Genomic DNA, 19254 nt, shown 5'->3' with positions numbered 1-19254 from the left:
TTTGAGGCCAGCCCAGCTCAAGGTGCTGGCCATGACCCTGCTGACGGATTACCGGGTTTCCATCCACCGGGCCTGCCGCGTGGTGATGTTCCACCGCTCGGGCTGGTATTACAAAACAAAAGGGAAGGAAAAGGACCTGGTTCTTCGGGCGCGCATGCGCCAGATCGCACAGACCCGGGTGCGCTACGGCATGTGGCGGATCTACACGCTGCTGCGCCGGGAAGGTTGGCCGGACAACCACAAGCGCGTCCACCGGCTTTACAAGCTTGAGGGACTGAACCTGAGAAGTCTGCGGCCCCGGCGCTGCCGGGCCGCTGCCCACCGGCTGGAGCAACTTCCTGCCACTACTTTACATGCCTGCTGGAGTATGGATTTCGTGGCTGACCAGCTCTTCGACGGGCGTAAGTTCCGCTGCTTAACTGCAGTGGATAATTTTAGCCGGCAATGCCTGGCCATCGAGGTGGATCAGGGCATCAAAGGCGAACAGGTGGTGGCCGTGATGGAGCGGCTGAAACAGGAACACGGCAGGGTGCCCGAGCGTATCAAAGTGGATAACGGCAGTGAGTTTATCTCCAAGGCCTTGGATAAATGGGCGTATGATAACCAGGTAACACTGGACTTCTCCAGGCCGGGTAAACCGACGGATAACGCCTTTATCGAGTCCTTCAATGGCAGCTTCCGGGATGAGTGCCTGAACGTGAACTGGTTCCTCTCACTGGAAGACGCAAGGGAGAAAATCGAGGCTTGGCGAGAGGAGTATAACTGCTTCCGGCCCCACAGTTCATTGGGTGACAAAACACCGGAAGAGTGGATAAAAGAGAATATAAAGAAACCCGAATTCTCTAATTTAGCGTTGTCCTAAAATTGGGAGGGGCTCAGACTTTGATTACCTATTTGTCAGGCGGAAACTGAATAGACTTAATGGTTTCCTTTCACCAAGCCGCCGACCAAGATAAAGAAGCCAACGCGGGCCTGCAGCGGGTGCAGGTAGGGGGTGCGGTCCTTCTCGTGAAGCAGGTTATATTGCAGGAGCGCGTAGCCTCTGAGTTTCTTGTAGAGGGTGTAGTCCTTGCCCAGCCCCATCGACAGCCCCGGCACCCACTCCCTGTTCAGCGTCTCCTCCTGCGTGAGAGGGTCTATACGTGTCACTGACACACGCAGGTCCTCGTACTGCAGCCGGGCAAAAAAGCCGCTTTTGATCTGGAAGTCTGAAAAAAGGCTGTACCCCCCCACCCGCTCCGCGCCGCCCACAAAGGGCTTTTCCCTCACGCTCAGGTGCAGGCGGTACTGTCCGCCCGCGCCCGCTGAGAGACGTTCCGAGAAGCGCCAGGCCACCGTCGGCCCCAGGTCCAGAAAGAAGCGCTCCTGCTTGCCCGCCTGCCAGAGGCTGCCCACCACCAAACGCTCTGTCCATGGCTTTCCTTTGAGCGGGTTGGGTCCCAGTATGCCTTTCGGCATGTCCTTCATACTTTCCACTTTGCTTACCCGGCCCTTGTACCTGTCAAAGTCTGCTTTAGCCTGCCCCAGCTTGTCGAAGGATTCGGTAAAGGGCTCCCCTGCCGCCTTCAGCGCCGCCTGACTGGCTTTTGCTTTCAGCTCGTCTGGTGAGGCGGGCATTTGCCCCATGCCCGGGGGGTGGGGCAGCGAGGCTCCTGCGCTTTTCCGCCCCGCCTCCTCCAGCTGTTGCAGGGCCTTCTGCAGCTCCTCGGGCATCAACTGGGTGGCCAGTGCCTCCTTACCCTCCCTGAGCTGCCGCTCCAGCCGCACTCTTACCTCCTGCAACTCTTCAGTTACTACTGATTCCCCCAGTATCGCCTGTGAGAGGCTGTCTGCTCTGTGTGCCAGCTCCTCTCCCTCCACGCCTAGCTGTTGCAGGCTGTCACGCACAGCCACTAGGCGGGATGTGTCCTGAAGTGCCAGATCAATTGACTGTAGGCTGTCCTGCCAAACCACTAGTCGGCGTAGCAGCTCACCGGCTTCTGGTGCCCCTGTAAGAAGGCTCGGTTTGTTTTGCTGGGCAAGAACAGTTAATGGTAAAAAAAACAGCATGATTGGCATTAGATGCACGTAATACTTATTAAGTTGTGAGAAAATGTAGTGCATGGTAGAAGATAATTATCAGTGGAATACAAGTATGCAAGAGGCATGGCAATAACTGCACATAACTCAACAGTAGTGTTATTTACTGGTTTTCACCCTCTTTGTAAGCTCGAATTAACTTAGTGACTATGAGTTTGCACAAGAGTGCTGCCAAATTGTTTACATTTGGATTATAATGTATTTGTAAGGTAATCAAACTGTCTAATCTACTTCTTGCTGCTTAAGTATTCATGCAATGAAAGATCATATAAACCATTAACAATTTGAATCTCCAGCCTAATTTATATACTGCCTTACATCATACCGCTTGGCGGAAGAGTACTGTTACCCGGCATCCAAAACCTTGGCCCTTTGCATAAGCATTTCGCGTTACTGGCAGGGTAAGCGTGTACCACTTTTTTAATCACTACTATTGCACACACAAGGGAGGTTATCGGATTGTATAACTAGTTCCAGGGTTTAGAGTAACAGAATAGGTAGTGCAATCTCCTTCTAAATTACCGTAGCTATAAAAACAATTCTCAAAAAAATCCTCAAGTTTTAATTGATTAACCCCCGCCGGCACATGTACATTTCTATTAAAGGATCGAGTATAGTTATAATTTGAATCTTGGGATTGGTAATTCTCATTAAAGATGTAACTAATTGTAACCCCTGCTGGGAGAGTATAGGGTACTGTTAAGTCATAGTCTGCATAAAACTTAATATAAACCGCTTTTTCAAGATTTACACTTTCGTAAGTATTCCCAACTTGACTGTTATCCGCTATTATTTCTGTAACAATACGCGCATAGACCGGAACACAATCGCACGTATTATTGGCAAGTGCACTACCCTCTGTGTCAATCTCTTGTTGGACTTGTGCGTCAACATCTGCATCAGATACGAGGGAGCTGTATTTAAAACTGTTTATATAGTAAAGCGCAGGTGGCCCCGATACTAAACCATTCTTGCAGTTAGTTCTGAAGACGCGTGCTACTTTCTCTTTGTTTCGGTAGGTACGGACATAGTTGTATTCAATCGTCTTGAGAATATTCTTGTACATGTCCTTTATATTCACGAGACGACCGAAAGAATCATACTCGTAGAAAGCAACGCTGTTGTTTACATCGGTGACACTCGACACATTTCCTCTTAGATTGAATGTGTAGGTGGTCATTTGATTGTCGCTTGGATATAGGCGCAGATCATCAACATAACCCGACCCACCAATTATGACAGCATTGGTCAATGTTACCTGGTGTTCAAAGAATCTCCAGCCGTTTGTTTCTCTACCAGAGTATACTTTACTATTGATCAGATTATTATTTTCATCCAATATATCGAGTGGTGTTGTTCTCTTGGCCCAATATGAAATTATGTATTTTGAGCTTGGTCCTAAGCCAAACTTAAACACTCCTCCCATACCAATATCATAGCATTTGGTTCCAGTGAAACCCTCACTTGTGACAATGCCGGCATCGTTATAACTCCAGTAGTTAATACTGCCATTTCCAGTGGCCAAAGAGGCATTGATATCGTTTGACTCAAAGCCTGAAAAAGCTATTCTGTTTAGATTTGTTGCATTGTTGACCTCAGCAATTAAATGTTGCTTACCATATCCCCAGATTGTTGCAACTTGGGCTGCCCCTACTTTTGATGCAGCTAATATGTTGCCAGCAGCATCGTAAGAGTTGAAAATGACCCTGTCAACCGCCTGTTCGGCTCTGTGTTGCGTTTGTACGACCGAAGGCTTGATCAGACCTGAGGTGGATGCATCCTGTCTATAGTGATTGAAAATGCTCTCCTGCACTACATTCCCTACTTTAAACTCCTCCTCAATGACATAGTTGAGCATGTTCCTTTGACGCATTTCCTCATAGGGCTGGGGTACCTCTCTGCCATTCTTAAACATATCATCTGGAAATCTTTTCCTTGTTGTTATGCTCTCACCAGAACTGGTGTTTTTGGTAATTGAATTAGGCAAATACCAGCTTTTAAACCCTCTGCCCTGTGTATCTTTGATATAAGCGTAAGTGATCGTCTCCTTTTGTTCAGTACCATTGTACCAGTGTATTGTCTCCTCTTTTTTGAGTCTAATACCTATTGGATTTATGGTGTATTGATCATACGGGTCAGATTTTGCTTGCCCCTTCTTTACCTGTCCCAGCACTATGTTTGAGCGGAAGGTCTCATGTTCTAAAAAGACCTGCTTTACAAGCTTGTAACGCTCAGGCAAAGAGGCATCGTATTCGCTGTATTCCGTAAGTACCAATGTTCCATTGGCATTATCCTGAGTATCATACAGTCCAGGAACATAGTGTTCCTTTGCAGGAGTAGCTATATTATTTATATAATGATATACGGTTTTACCATGTTTACCTTCTTCATCACTGAAAACTGTAACCTGATCATACCCGACAAAAGCACCGCTAGCCGACTCCCCAAGGGCAATAGCCTGCTTCCCTGCTGTGACCTCATAATCAACAGTAACAGTAGTTGTATTAGCTTGATTTCCCACCCCACAAGTGACATCGACCTCTGCTCTACCAGGTCGAGCAAAGTTTAGCCTTGGATTCAATTCCTTGCCACTGTCTACCCAATTGCCTGACTCATTTTTTTTCTTATAATCAAAACGTTTTATACTCGTCGTTTCTCCTGTTTCGTTCTTATTCGTTATTCTACTTACACGCATACCCGCACTGGCTGGAACTTTATGAAACTCAAACTCAAAATTCGTTTCTCCGCCCGCCGGATACATGATTTTATTTAACATGCCAATTTCTGGGTCAATCGCGTAACCGTATTTAGATTGATCGGTTGTCTTATCGGGCACCAGACGCCTAAACCCTAAGTAATTTGTTGCATTAGGGTCTAATTTATACCCAAAGGAGTGACACATAGCACTTGAAGCCTCAGTGCTTCCTCCTGCATCACAAATACTGACTAACTTAAGTCGCTTCGATATATAATCCGGTTCGGAATAAGAGATGGATGAAGGGGAAATAAAGTACTCATAAGACAGCAGATACCGATTAAGGAGTTCATTATTCAGGCTTCTAACTTCAATAGCATCTAATTTCTTGCTTCTATTTGCAAAATTTTCAACTCTTACATCTACTCTATCTGAATAAAGGAAATTGATTTTCCCCTTTGTGAAAGTTATACTCTCCAGCAATACTTCATCCGTCCAGGTATTGGTTTCGGATCGTCCGACAGTTCCTACATAATTATAGAGTGGGCTGCCTAACCATTCTGCACAATATACATATGGGTAATAACTTATAATTCTTGACTGAGACTCATCCTTATAAATGTTGACAATTTTAGCCTGACTGGAAGCATTGCGATAGTTGAAATTAATACCCTGACCGTTTGTCTGTGTAATGGTACTTAAATACCACGCGGACACATACGTTGCATTCACTGTGCTTACATCTGGCCGTTTATATTCCTGTCGGACATATTCCTTTTTCTCAAATCTGTAAGCTGTTCCATCATCCGTTGTTATCACCCAGTAATTTCCATTTACTTTGTCAAAATCTATTTTTACGTCTGACTCCCCTTTCATCTCAAGAGGAACTCCTGGGTAATCAATAACAAATTTGCCCGTCTTGCCAAAAATGTTGTAGTAGAAAATATCAGGCTGAAAATCTTCTTCTCTGCTCCCGTCAGTGCGCTTGTTCCTCAATTCAGATTTGAAATAGCCATTGGGATGAAAATCATCACGGCCTCTCATTGCTCTGGTGATCACCGCTGTATTATTAATTGACCAACCCAACCCAACAGCAGTAGCCTCTTGTAATTTCTTCGTCCCACTTGAGTGGTAATCGAGGGTGATTGGAAAACTTTGTCCAAACTGTTCTAAAGAGTGAACAGGAATTGAGATACTGGGTATACCTGTATAATAGTTCATGGGGATATCACCGTAGATACCCATGGCAGCCGCGGTTGGTGAAGGAGGCACTGCACTGTTCAGTTCTTGAGCAATACAATTGTAAATCGTTAAACCAGACAAAACTGTAAGGATAATAAGCTTGATAAAAACTGCTTTCATTATGTTTTTTAAAAATATCAAATATGACTGTTTCCGACAATTATTTTATCTCTATAATATTTTTAAGAAAAAATAGCTTTAGCTCCGCAGAGAGTTCCTTTGACCTTGATTTTGCCACTACAAAGTAGTGGTCGAGGATAGGGATAAACTCTAATTTATCTCATGAAATTTAAATATATTACAAAGAAACACCATTACATGTACCTATTGTCAATTGATCTCCATCCTTAATAGTTAAAATTATTAGTCCAGTTTTATTAAAATTATTAGCTGTTTCTGCAACTGAATCCTTTTGAGAATTTAAGTAATAACTCGTCATAAAAGATAACTTATAGCTGTTGTTATCTAGTTTTTGGATACGGACATGATGAGTGATTACACTATCAGCTAAGAATTTCTTTTCCTTAAAAACAAGTTTTTCTACTTTAGAAGAATCCAAAGCGTTATTAAGAATTAAATCATTACTTCTAATAACTATTTCCAATAGATCCGGTTCCTCCCTGCCTAATTGAGGTCTAACAATTTCAATCTTTTCTAGACATGAAATACCTATAACTGAGTTATCATTTAATTCACTTTGACCACTATTGTCACAACTGCAAAGTAAAAACAGGAATATAGACACGGAAATATCTTTGCAAAGCTTTATCATATATTGTTATTTGTTAATTTGCTTTCTGATCTCAACTCCGTACTGTCCAAAATAAAATATATGTAATCTAGGGTCCACTGTGTGTTGTCCGTAGACATCATATATATTCTGCTTATATTCAGGAGAAGTGCCATGCCAAGATGAATGACGTATTTGTATATTGGTTGCACTACCTTCATTAGGCCAATAATCAGTGTTGCGATTATATTTATAACTTGGATTACTAAGATATCTCAGTCCGTGATCTCGCTCATGAACCATAGTATTAACAAAATCTTCTCTTGTTTTAAGCAAATCACCGTATTCTCCTTTATTTATTGAAATATTAATTTTGTTTGAAACTTTTGCTCTGTTTGTACCAGCAAGACCGCTTGTATTTAAGTCTATAGAATTATTTTCTATTTCAGAGAGATTACCTCCTGCTTTTTTATAATAGTGGTTTGCTATTTCCTTAGCAGCAGCATCTGTCAAATTTGTAGATGAAACTAGTTCACCCTGCTCAGTACTACCATCATTTTTAAAGGCTAAAGTTGATATAACCCTTACATTAGTAGTCTCGGCATTATCGCTCCCTATGTACCTGCCTGTCTGCTTATCAAAATAATCATCAGGCGCCATCCCATCTGGGTCGATAAAGCGAATCGGGTTGTTAAAGGCATAATTATATGGCGAGTGCCTGCGCATCTGGTCTGCCAGTGGGTCCACCGCATGCCACCTGCCGATCTGCGCGTCATACATCCTGGCCCCGTAGTCCATCCAGTTCAGGCCCAGCTCTTGTTGCTTCTCCTTGCCGTTGTACTGGAAAAGGTGATTAGGGTCACCGGCCTTCTCAATGCCAAATAAATTGAGCCCCCAGGGGTCGTAGTGGTTCTCCTGCACCAGCATCGGACTCGTCTGGCTCACAGACATGTCGTCGAACCAGGCCGCCTCGTAGCTTTCGTTGGCCAAGAATACTTCCACAAAGCCATCCTGCTCAGCCTTGTATTCCAGTTCGAGCCTTTCCCACTCACCGTTGGCCTGTTTTGTCAGTAGCTGGTACCCACTGTCTACATAGTTGGAGTCCGCATCGTAGGCAATATAGCGAAGATAGGCCTTCGGCGCCGCCTTCTCTTTCTGCAGTACCTGCGGGGCAACCGCGATACCTGCCCCCAGGAGCGGCAGGGCCTTCCCTTTGCCATTGCCAAGCTCCGTCATCGTACCCACGCCCGCCGTGGCCACCCCCAGCAGCCAGGTGGCCAGGTTGAAGGCCGTGTTTTTCTTCACCTCCTCCTCGTAGAGCCCGTAGGCCTCCGCCTTCACGATATCGCCGGATTTCACAGCCAGGCGCCTGCTCGGCCCCAGCGGCTGGTTGCGGCCCGCACCCAAGAGCGCCGCGTGGGAGCCAGTGCGGGACTTGCCCCGGTCCAGGTGACGCGTCTCGGCCACGCGCCCGAAGCTAGACTCCTCCTGCTGGGCCATCATCGGCTCCATCGTCAGTCCGTCAGTGGTGGTCACCTCCTCGGCGAAGGACACGCGCAGGTTGCCCAGGTGGTCTTTCAAGTGGTACTCGTAGCGCCACTTTTCGTTTGTTGCCGGGTCGTAAAGCACCCGCCCCTCCGGTGTATGGGCGAAGGTGGCCTCCGGGCTGTGCACAAAAGCCCCCACGTAGTCCGTCACCACCGAGTCTTGGTTGGCGGCAAGCACCGTCTTGCGAAGCTTCTGCCCAGCTTTGGTATAGTAAAAGCGCACACTTCCTTTTCCGGTGATGTCAACTTTTAAGGGCAGGTTCAGGTGATTGTAGGTGACTGCATTTATTTTCTTGTTGTCGTCACGGGTCATGTTGCCGTTGGCGTCGTAAAAGTATTCCCAGGAACTGGCTGTGCCCTCAGCGTACGAGCGGTTTGCACCGTTGATAAAATCACCGGCCACCCCTTCTGTTGTGACCGCATCTTGCACCGAGGCCAGGCGGTTTCCTTCATAGCGATAGGTAAGGTTATCGACTACTCCCCATGTAGGGCTAGCCTTAACCATTCCGCGACGTGTTAAAAAGCGAATGTTGCCGTTGGCATCATACCCGTTAAGCAAGTTTCCACTCGCGTCATTTTTAGAGGGTATCTGCACTGTATAACGGTCCGACTCCACAGTCCAGCTCGTTCCGGTTTTAGCCCGATAATGTGCACCCAGCAACCTATTGGCCTTGTCATAAGTGTAGCGGTAACCGCGCTGCACTCCTCCCCCACTTGCAGGTTTTGTTTTCCAAAGCGCCTCGGCGATATTGCCATTGTATTGCGCACCGCCCCCTATCGGCAATTGCAGCTCTATATTGTAGTTGAGCTTCATGCCAAATAAATCCCCATGGGGATCCTCATCCTGCCCTGTGAGGCTGTGATCGTTTATTTGCGTGAGCCAGCCGCGGATGTTGTAGCGGAAGTCTACCTTCTGCAGGAAGCTTTGCCCGGTGCGACCGTGCAGCTTTTTTGCATCCAGCTGCCCTAGTTCATTATATTGGTTCTCCACCAATGTGACTAAAGAGGCTTTTTCAGGATCGTAAGGGCCAGTGCCTGTATGCTGCCAGGTTACCAGCAGTCGTCCGACATGGTCATACTGGAATTTGTTGTACACAACATAGTTCATATTGCCCTTCTCATGTGTGGCAAGCGTTTCCATTGCTCGTCCTGCAAAGTCAAATAGTGTGCTTACCCGGTCCAACCCGCCCAGATGATTTTGGGCCACGGTTTGAACCAGCCGGTACTGTTCATCATAATAATTGGCTGATGTTAGCCAGATAGTATTGCTCTGCGTGTTTATCAGTTCTGTTTTTGTGCGTGTGCCCGTCACCTGTCCGCGGACCAACGGATTAAAGGCAGCTACACCAGTTAAATGATTTTCATCAAAGCCGTACCCCGACAGTTGGTTATGGTTGTAGTCATCGTAAAAGGTTACAGTTAGCAACGGATCGGAATCAGCAAGGGATGGAAAGGTGTTATCTAGGGTATAACCTGGAAGCTCGGTGTCCCCAGACCTTGACTCGAATTGGGCTCTCCCTCCTTGTTGATTGTAGGTATCTGCCTCGGCCTGCATGGCATTACGGCTGTTATTGTCCGCTGTACTGACAAACTCTCCTGTCATAACAGGGCGGCTCAGCGCGTCATACTTAGTGAAAGCCCATTTCTTACTTGCAGCCTGGTTGGCGTCTTGGGTAAGAATTAAATCATCTCGCAGATTATAGACCATGACAACTGGTCCCGAACCAGGCATTTGCTTTTCGATCATTCTTTTCCTGGCATCGTACTCGTAACGGAAGCACCAACGTTCCAGAAAGGTGGGAGTGAGCGCAATACGGCCTGTATTGTCCGGGGCTGGCAATTCCGAACGGTAACCCTCCGGCTGTATGACTAGTCTAAGATTACCTATCTCATCATACACGTATTGTGTAATCATGAAATCATCTTCCGCTGTGTTAGTCACCGTAGCGGCCTCCTGCACTTTCCGCATCACCACCCGGCCCTGCAAGTCCTTGTATTCTACTACTAAGGCATTATGCTCATCCTTTGTTTCCGTCACGTTAAGGGTGCCTTGGGCATAGAAGCCCCCCTGTTCTGCCGTGGCTGTCGTGTACAGCGTATTGCTCGGATATAGCCCGGTAGTGACCCATGTTGCCCCACTTACCAGTGCGGCCGCGTTGCCTTGGCCTGAGGCGTCGGCTACAGCTAGTCCCTGCCCTTCTTCCATGCGCCAAAAACCTGCCAGCCCCGGCGTCAAAGCCGCGGGCACGGCGCGCATATCACCAGCTATCTGTGCCTCCGTACGGACTGTGTTCCACACACGCACCTCGTCGATGGCGCCCTGGAAGTACTGCGAGGTCGTCGTACTCTGCCGCCCCCCGATGCGCAACTCATTGCGACCTGTGTCCCTGTCAACAATTGGGCCCGTCGCGGCCTGAGGAGTCTCTGCAAGCCTGCCGTTGATATAGGTTCTGACGTATGCGCCATCGTAGGTCACGGCCACGTGAGTCCAGGTGTGGAGTGGGGCCTTAGCCTTAGTTTTGACGCCCTTCCATCCCGGGGAAGTGTTGGCAAGTGCCCAAGCAATACTTCCATCCGGATAGCGGGCCATCCAGTACTCCCCTTCACGGCAAGCGATTATCCCACCGGAAGTCTCATTGCTACCACTGCCAGTAGGATAAATCCACGCTTCGAGCGTTATGGACTCCGTCATTTTTAAGACTGGGCTTGCCACAACTCTCAGGAACTGGTTCGTGCCGTTAAGAAGGACGGCGTTCCCCATCGGGTTGTCAGTAGCTGCTGGCGTATAGGGCCTTACCTGCCACAGACGCACCTCTCCAGCCATGTTAGTGCGTTGCAGGTTCTTGATGGTATGGTCCGTACTCGTTGACGCCGGCAAGTCGTCGGGTTGCCAGGACTCCCCCGGGGCGCCCTGCTTGTTCACCCGACCTAGCGGGGAGGCCTCGTATACCGGCACGGCCCAAGGCATGTTGGTCTTGGCAATGGTCGGTTGGCTGAGGTTTGACGGGCTGTAGAATAGCTTCTGCTCAGATGTGCCCTCAATACGGAACGAGCCGGCCACACCTTCAGCTACGTAAGGTAGATATGTGCGGTCAACCCTTCCCAAGGCATCATAGCTCACCGGCGTGACTAGGTCCTGCCCCAGCGGCGAGGCCTTGGTCTGCACTGTCTGCAGTTCCCGCCCCAGCCCGTCAAAATAGGTTATTGATTGCATAACCTGCCGCACTGTACCTGCCTGAAGGTCTTCAGATTTGGCTAACCCCGCCACCTGCGCCGTATTGGTGAGGATGTAATTTCTGTTCTGGCTTGGTGAAGACGCGAGCAGTTCCTCCTCAGCGCCGGCCATTAGCTCCACGGTTATTTCTGCAGTATAGAGCGTCAGCCCCGTGACCCACTCATTTGTCACGCGGGCCCGGTATGAACCCGCGTCGCTCTCACCAGCACGCCCTACTGTGTAAGTCGAAGCTGTTGCCCCATCTATGTCCTGCCACGTCCCGTTTATTTTGTGCTGCCACTGGAAGCGATTACGCACCCCTCCCATCTGCACCGTTAAGTCCATTTTTTTCCCTATCACCACTTCCGCAGTATAGGCCTCTCCGATAACACCCTGCGGATTGAATTCAAAACGGCTGAAAGGGTGTTGGTTTACACCTGTCATGTTGGCCTCTATTCCGCCGAAATCTAAATTATTGTGGTTGAAAATGAGAGTAAGGCCGCTCTTGTTAGGATAGTTGCTGAAATTCGGCAATGTACCGGTTAACCTGTTGAAGCCAATATTGAGACTTACAAGATTCGGAAGGAGGTTCAGCCACTCGGGTACGGGGCCGCTCAGGCTGTTGTTGTTGAGACTAAGGTACCCCATGGCAGCCAACTCCTTCAGTGCTTCTGGTATAGTACCTTCTATGTTATTGTCTCCCAAGTTAAGCGCATCCATTGCTGTCAGCCTGCCAAGTTCCGCAGGGATTGTACCGCTCAGCCGGTTTCTGTGAAGATAAAGCCTCATAACGCCCGCGAGATTACCCAGTGAAGCCGGTATAGGGCCAGTAAGCCAGTTGGAGCTAATATTGAAATACCAAGCATTCGAAAGGTTACCCAGTTCGGTTGGGATTGTACCGGTGAGCCTGTTGCCTACAAGGGAAAGATACCTCAATTTCGTCAGGTTTCCCAAAGAGGCAGGAATCTGCCCCTCAACTCCCGCGAAATCCAGCTGAAGATCAGTCAAGTTGCCCAGATTCCCAAATGAGCCCGGAATTGTGCCACTCAGATTGTTCGATCCTAAGTTGAGCAACCACAGGTTTTGCAGGTTGCCCAGTGAAGCCGGAATTGAGCCGGTTAGCTTTGCGTTACCTATGGTCAACACTTCCAACCTACTGAGATTACCCAGAGAGGCGGGGATCCCCCCACTGAAATTATTGTAACTAAGCTGTAGGGATAACAGGTTTGACAGATTACTAAAGGACTCGGGAATCACTCCACTTAAGCTGTTCCAGTTCAGGTTCAGGGTCTGCAAACTGGAAAGGCCTCCCAAGGAAGTGGGAATAGTACCTTCCAAGCTGTTACTGTTCAAGTCAAGGGTATTTAATCCTGTTAAATTTCCTAGTGCCCCAGGAATCTGACCGAAAAGTTTACAGTAACTGAGGATGAGTGATTGTAAATTCGGCAGGTTGCCCAGGGTCTCAGGAATTGTTCCCCCTAAGTTATTGGAACTAAGGTTCAGTACCCGCAAGCTTTTAAGGTTACCGATGGAAGCCGGAATCGGCCCGGTAAGTTTATTAACGACAAGTCTGATTTCCGTTATGTCCCCGTTTACCACCGTCACGCCATACCAATTAGCAAAATCAGCGCTCGTTGTCCCCTGGAGCCAATTGTGCCTGTACTGCCACCCATTCCCGCCCATCGTATTATAGATGTCGCGCAAAACCTGTAGCTCCACCTCGTCCGGCACCAGGTTATAGCCAGTTGACGACATGCTCAGTGAGTTAGTCGCAGAAGATCGTACAGCGAAAGTCTCCAGTTTGAGCTCCTGAAGGGTACGCCGCAGGTAGAACTCGGATACCAGAGAGTCCCTGGAGCGGTCGTACGACCGTTGAAGACGCTCAGTCTCCTCCCTGCTGCCCCCTGCCCTTACTTGGTGCCTACTGCGTAGCTTCAAAAGCTCTGCCTCCAAGTCCTCCTGCCACTGCTGGGCAGGTGCTCCCTTTACTTCTCCCTTTACCGGGGCCTGTGCAAAGATGGCTTGAGTGTTTCCTTGCATGATTAGGAGTATCAATAGTAGACAAAACCTGCAATGTTGCATTTTCAAGCAAAGCAATGCCTGGTTCCATAGTATGGAAGGGAGGAAGAGAAAGTAAGACAGCATCTGCGTGTATAGTTTTTTCGATAAGTAAAATTGATATCCTAAGAAAGGAGCTTAGAAGAATTATTTACAAGAGTAAGTATGTATTCTCCGCTGTGGGATTCTTAATTATGGAAAACTCTTTTTGCTAACAGGATCAGGGAAGGTTGACTAAATAAGTAGAACTGGCATTTGTTAGTGCTGGTTGGTCTGGGAAAACGGCACACCGATGTCATTTGATTAAATGATGGTTTCATTGAAGTTCGTTTAGAGCTTGGATCTTTAGCAGGAACGTATTCTGTATCCGCCCCCAAAAAACGAACGTTTTAATAACTAATAAAAAGAACAAACACCATCAAAAGTAACATTAATTAAATATAGAAAAATCACTATATTTCAACCATGTATTTGCTTTCTTATTCCCCCAAGCCTCATTCGTAGCGGAATAATTTTTAACAAATGTTTCAAAAGTAACTTAGTCCTGGTGAACACACTGTTCTTCTTCTGATACTACCCGCTATTGTTACAACAGTATCCAGATAGGATTTAAAGTGTCCTGTAGGCACCTGAGAGCAAAACACAAGGAATTTAACCCGTTAAGCATAAATTTCATCAGTTAAGTAGCACCTAAATTATTAAGTGTTATTTCATATGTGGTGCCTAGCAGCACTAGCATGTAAGAATGTCCTGATTCACTACCTACAGTTTGATTAGGATCACTCGCCTCTCTTATATGAGTAGCCAAATGATGAATTCTTGTGTTTTCATTGCCCCTAAGAACCACACTTAAAGGTGCAGAGCTGTAAGCGTGCCACTGATAATCATAATCAGTATGTCTGCTGTTAAAGCCAACACCTTTCACGTCTAATCAATGCATAACAGGCATACTAAGTGTGCCAGGGCCCTAGGCATAATATATACAGAAAGCAAAACAAAAATGGTTTGTCTTTATTGAACTCAGTTTTCTGAGTCAGGCTCTTAAATCCGACTACGAAGCTGTGCTGCAGGAGTGGTTTTCCAGGTTGGGTCTCTGAGAGTGATCTGATAAAGAAAGAAGTTTACAGAAGATTCAACTCAACAGGAGGCTCCTATAATCAAGGCACGGCATGGGCAGCACTGCCTATACAGTGGCTTGACGCTGCCCTTTGCCGCCCAATATCCTCAAATCTTCCATGAAATGGTTCGAGATTTGTCCACTCAAGAGCACTTTAAGAAGCCTTACAGCAATGTAGGGCTTTTTTTATGGGCAATTCATTTTAAATGGAAACTACTCAGGCATGAAGTGATGCCATATACCTGCCCATTCAGACATGAAAAGAAGTACAATCAGGGCACTTGCGGCAATTGGTCATTTTTATTATGTTGCGAAAAATTTACGGGGTGTAGCGTAGCCTGGTATCGCGCCAGCATGGGGTGCTGGAGGTCGTGGGTTCGAATCCCGCCACTCCGACTTTAAAAAAGGCCTTTTACAGTGTGTAGAAGGCCATTTTAAGCTAATTAATACTGACGCGAAAGCACTTCCCTAACCGCATTGACACTCCTATATAGGCCTATATAGTCTTAGAGCCTCACTTAAAAATCACACCCTATTTTATCACGCTATCAGAAATTGCTTACCTTTGTAACTGAAATGAAGTTTTTGAATAACATACTGCGTCTCCCATTTTTCAGCACCTATTATGCTATGGTATTTGCTCGGGGAAGGTATGTTTATACTTCAGATCGAAATTTAATATAGCGATAGATTTATAAATAAACATAACATGAAGCCCGGGCACATTTGCCCGGGCTTTTTTTATTTCAAAAAAATGAGTACCATCGACAGACTAAAAGAAAACGTAGAAATCATTCTTCCTGAAAACGGGCTGGAACAGAAGTTGGCATTGGCTGAGAAAGAGAACCGCAAACTGGTAATCAAATTGGGCTTCGATCCTACAGCCCCTGACCTGCATCTTGGACACGCTGTTGTGCTCAAAAAAATCAGGCAATTCCAAGACTTAGGGCATCAGATTGTAATACTGGTAGGAAGCTTTACGGCACGCATCGGTGATCCAACTGGTAAGAACAAAAGCAGAAAGCCCTTGAGTCTAGAGGAGGTGCAGTATAATGCAGAGACCTACATTAACCAGCTTTCTAGGATAATCGATGTGGATAAGACTAAAGTAGTCTTCAATTCTGAATGGCTGGATACCTTGTCGTCTTCTGAGATCGTTCAGCTGCTTTCTAAGGTCACGGTTGCGCAGCTGATGCACCGAAATGATTTTAATAAACGGTTTACTGAAAACACTCCGATTGCAATGCACGAGCTGGTGTACCCCATATTGCAAGGATTCGATTCTGTAAAACTTGAATGTGATATAGAAATGGGAGGCACAGACCAGCTCTTTAACTGCACTATGGGAAGGCAGCTACAGGAAACTTTCGAACAGGACCCTCAGATTGTGATATGTATGCCTTTATTGAAGGGCCTAGATGGAAAAGAGAAGATGAGCAAGTCGCTGAATAACATTATTGGGCTGACCGATGCACCTAATGAAATGTTTGGCAAAACTATGTCTATTCCAGACAGCTTGATTCTCGAATTTTTGGAACTGACGACGGATTTTACATCAGATGAAAAACTTAGCCTAAAAAGCAAGCTGAGCGCAGGAGAGAATCCGATGAACATTAAAAAATTCATCGCAAAGAACATCATTACTCAATACCATGGTGAGTCTGAAGCAGAAGTGGCCGAGCAGTTTTTCAGTATTCAGTTTCAGAACAAAAACTTTGAAGAGAAGGCTTTCGAACCTGTCTTAATTGAATCACTGCACGCAGATAATATTGTTTTGAGTATAGTTGATCTATGTAAAAGATTGAAAAATGATTTAACGAAATCTGCCATTCGTAGATTGATTGAAGGAGGCGGCATTCAAGTTAACAATGAAAAGATTAAAGATCCGCACACAGGTATAGCATTGCTGGAGGGCACAAAAATCAGAATAGGCAAAAGAGGTTTCTAGGAGTTGAAATAAGTTGGATATAATATATCTTTAAGCCGGTTGAAGCTTAGTTTCAAAAGCACCTTGCGTCACTTCCTGCGTTAGTAGCGCTTGCGTCAGAATCTGCGTCAGCTGTGGCCAAAAACATCGGAATTTTAACGGAAACTAACATTTAACCAACGCTTCTGAGGCATTTTTATAAAGCTTGATTTGGTGGTACTTGCGTTCGAATCCCGCCACTCCGACAAAAGGGCCTTTACAGCATGTAAAGGCCCTTTTTATTGACGAAAAAGTGACGCCTACCGAGGAAGGTTGCAGGCAAAATAGTTCCTCCAAGAACTGTAAGCCACTTTTCAGCATCTTCAGGCATTTCTAGTGGTGCTTCTCACCCCGCCATTCCTGCAGAATTCCAAGCAAGCTTCTCCTTCTTCAACTATTTCTTCCTATATTCATTCTGTTAACGAAAGAGTCTACCACACTCTACACAAAGTGCAGATAGCAACATTGACATCAACACTATCAAATCAGATCACTACTCCATGAAAATAATTACACATGAACAATTACCTGCCGCAAATGGACATTACAGCACTGCGATAATCTCTAATAACCTTCTGTTTGTTTCAGGCCAATTACCTGTTTCAACAGATGGAACACATCATCAAGATGAATCATTTGAAAAGCAATTTGAAGTAGTTTTTGAAAATATAATTCAAATATTGCACGCCTCAGGTACGGTTAAAGAGAAGATAGTTAAAGTAACAGCCTACATTTCCGATGTCAGATTATGGCCGGAGTTTAATAAGCTTTATGCTTCATTTATGGGAGAACATAAGCCGGTAAGGACCGTGGTCCCCGTGCCAGAATTACATTATGGTTACCAATTAGAAGTAGAGATAATAGCAGAAATTAAGTAATGAAGAATCAGTTGGTCGAAGTACAGGAAAGGATAAAGCCATACATCCATAGAACACCTGTTCTGACATCCAGCCTGTTAAATGAACTAGCAGGCTGTGAGCTGTTCTTTAAATGTGAGAACTTCCAGCGTATGGGTGCATTCAAAATGCGCGGAGCAGTAAATGCGATTATGCAATTAACTGATGAGCAAAAACAGAAAGGTGTGGTTACGCATTCATCTGGAAACTTTGCCCAGGCATTGGCACTTGCCGCTAAAAGTTTAGGAATAGCCGCTTATGTAGTGATGCCTTCCAACGCACCCACCGTAAAAAAGAATGCAGTAAAAGGATATGGAGGCATTGTAGTGGAGTGCCCCCCGACAAATGAAGCAAGAGAAGAATATACTAATCGCCTGGTGGCAGAAAAAGGTTTGACTTTTATCCATCCTTCCAATGATTTGAATGTGATTTTAGGACAAGGAACTGCAGCAATGGAACTGCTTGAGGAGTATCCTGACATAAGCTGTATCTATACTCCTGTAGGAGGAGGGGGTTTGGTTGCAGGAACAATTCTGGCAGCAGAAAATTTTTCAAAAAAAATAAAAGTTGTAGGAGCAGAACCCGCTCTTGTTGATGACGCTTACCGTTCATTGGTGTCAAATAAAATTGAAACGCACGATAATAAATCCACCATTGCAGATGGACTTAAAACGCATTTAGGAGACGTTAACTTTCCAATCATCAAAAAAGGAATTGACCATATTGTTCTTGTAGAGGAAGAAGAGATAATAGATGCAATGCGTTTGATTTGGGAAAGAATGAAAATTGTAATAGAACCCTCCAGTGCTGTTGCATTCGCTGGATTATTAAAAGAAAAAGGAACATTGAAAAACCAAAAGGTGGGCATTATACTATCAGGTGGCAATGTAGATGTTCAAAAATTGCCATTTTAATAAATACAGCTGCAAACCGTTAAAATCACCTAGCGTAACTTCCTGCGGGTTTTGCGTTCGAGTCCCGCCGCTCCGACAACAGCAAAGGTCTTGCAGCTAGCTGCAAGACCTTTGCTGTACTGTTTGACAAAGCTAGTTTACGAAGGAATTTCCTCTACCAGTTGTGCTATACCTTTCTCTATTTGTTCCCGCAATTTTTCAGGCTTATCAGAAATAACACGTTCAGCCGTTCCCTGCCATACCAGTTCGTTCTGCACCGGGTCCACGAGGTGCACTGACACTGTGCCTACGCTGTAGCGCCCAACTTCTACCTCTCTGCTCTGCCAGGTATAGCGGCGCTGCCCTATGTAGCGGGGCGGGTCAGATATGATATCGGTTTCCCTGGTTTGTACCTGCCTGTCTACCACTATACCCAGGTTGATGAGTAAGTCAGCTTCTTCTGTCGTTGGTGCTTGCTTCAGACCGCGGAGTTCCAACTGACGGGCCAACTCCTGCTTCAGGAAGTGCACATGCCCCTGATAATTCTTACCCATATCTTCTATGTCCGTATCCACGTCCATAAAGGCAAACTGACGGTAAGTATTTAACCCGAAGCCGGGTGCTGGCTCAGATTGGATACTGGTGGAAGAGCTACAGGCTGTGAACAGCCAGAGTAACAGACAAGCAGTACTTAATATTAGTTTTCTCATTTCCGAAAGTTCTTGGATCATCACACATAAAATAATCTGTATACGTAAGCAGTAATCCGGTAAGTATGCATCGATTGCGATTTTTATATTTAACTTAGCACTTAGCC

9 protein-coding genes and 1 tRNA gene are annotated in these 19254 nt (G+C 46.1%); 5 read left to right on the top strand and 5 right to left on the bottom strand.

Annotation, left to right across the window (positions count from 1 at the left end; genetic code table 11):
• A partial coding sequence (locus tag AC5FXQ_RS16170; RefSeq protein WP_493603455.1) for an IS3 family transposase occupies nucleotides 1-862 on the top strand: 862 nt, incomplete at its 5' end.
• A 56-nt stretch (nucleotides 863-918) separates the two neighbouring features.
• Here AC5FXQ_RS16170 and AC5FXQ_RS16165 read toward each other — a convergent pair.
• From AC5FXQ_RS16165 to AC5FXQ_RS16150, 4 genes are all read right to left on the bottom strand, one after another.
• Nucleotides 919-2049: a hypothetical protein gene (locus AC5FXQ_RS16165; RefSeq protein ID WP_493603454.1), complete on the bottom strand. Its 1131-nt coding sequence runs from the start codon at nucleotides 2047-2049 to the stop codon at nucleotides 919-921.
• A 481-nt stretch (nucleotides 2050-2530) separates the two neighbouring features.
• Nucleotides 2531-6136: a DUF5977 domain-containing protein gene (locus AC5FXQ_RS16160; RefSeq protein WP_493603453.1), complete on the bottom strand. Its 3606-nt coding sequence runs from the start codon at nucleotides 6134-6136 to the stop codon at nucleotides 2531-2533.
• 178 nt (nucleotides 6137-6314) lie between these two features.
• On the bottom strand, nucleotides 6315-6788 hold the full coding sequence (locus tag AC5FXQ_RS16155) for a hypothetical protein (RefSeq protein ID WP_493603452.1): 474 nt from the start codon (nucleotides 6786-6788) through the stop codon (nucleotides 6315-6317).
• 6 nt (nucleotides 6789-6794) lie between these two features.
• Nucleotides 6795-13547, bottom strand: coding sequence for a DUF6443 domain-containing protein (locus tag AC5FXQ_RS16150; RefSeq protein ID WP_493603451.1), 6753 nt, complete (start codon nucleotides 13545-13547; stop codon nucleotides 6795-6797).
• A 1457-nt stretch (nucleotides 13548-15004) separates the two neighbouring features.
• Between AC5FXQ_RS16150 and AC5FXQ_RS16145 the strand changes: the two genes are divergently transcribed.
• The 4 genes from AC5FXQ_RS16145 (at nucleotide 15005) to AC5FXQ_RS16130 (ending at nucleotide 18458) form a co-directional block, all read left to right on the top strand.
• Nucleotides 15005-15078, top strand: a tRNA-Pro gene (locus AC5FXQ_RS16145).
• 358 nt (nucleotides 15079-15436) lie between these two features.
• Nucleotides 15437-16630 carry a tyrosine--tRNA ligase gene (gene tyrS / locus AC5FXQ_RS16140; RefSeq protein WP_493603450.1) on the top strand — a complete coding sequence of 398 codons (1194 nt, stop codon included), beginning with the start codon at nucleotides 15437-15439 and terminating at the stop codon, nucleotides 16628-16630.
• 518 nt (nucleotides 16631-17148) lie between these two features.
• On the top strand, nucleotides 17149-17526 hold the full coding sequence (locus AC5FXQ_RS16135; RefSeq protein ID WP_493603449.1) for a RidA family protein: 378 nt from the start codon (nucleotides 17149-17151) through the stop codon (nucleotides 17524-17526).
• Nucleotides 17526-18458 carry a threonine ammonia-lyase gene (locus AC5FXQ_RS16130; protein WP_493603448.1) on the top strand — a complete coding sequence of 311 codons (933 nt, stop codon included), beginning with the start codon at nucleotides 17526-17528 and terminating at the stop codon, nucleotides 18456-18458. The genes AC5FXQ_RS16135 and AC5FXQ_RS16130 overlap by 1 nt, the downstream gene beginning before the upstream one ends.
• A 137-nt stretch (nucleotides 18459-18595) precedes the next feature.
• Here the strand turns inward: AC5FXQ_RS16130 and AC5FXQ_RS16125 are convergent, their stop codons facing one another.
• Complete coding sequence (locus AC5FXQ_RS16125; protein WP_493603447.1) at nucleotides 18596-19147, bottom strand: DUF4136 domain-containing protein; 552 nt, start codon at nucleotides 19145-19147, stop codon at nucleotides 18596-18598.
• Nucleotides 19148-19254: the final 107 nt, after the last annotated feature.

The sequence above is a fragment of the Pontibacter sp. LHS1 genome, assembly GCF_058932855.1.
The sequence above is the reverse complement of the archived record's forward strand: the minus strand, read 5'-3'. Positions and strand labels throughout refer to the sequence as shown.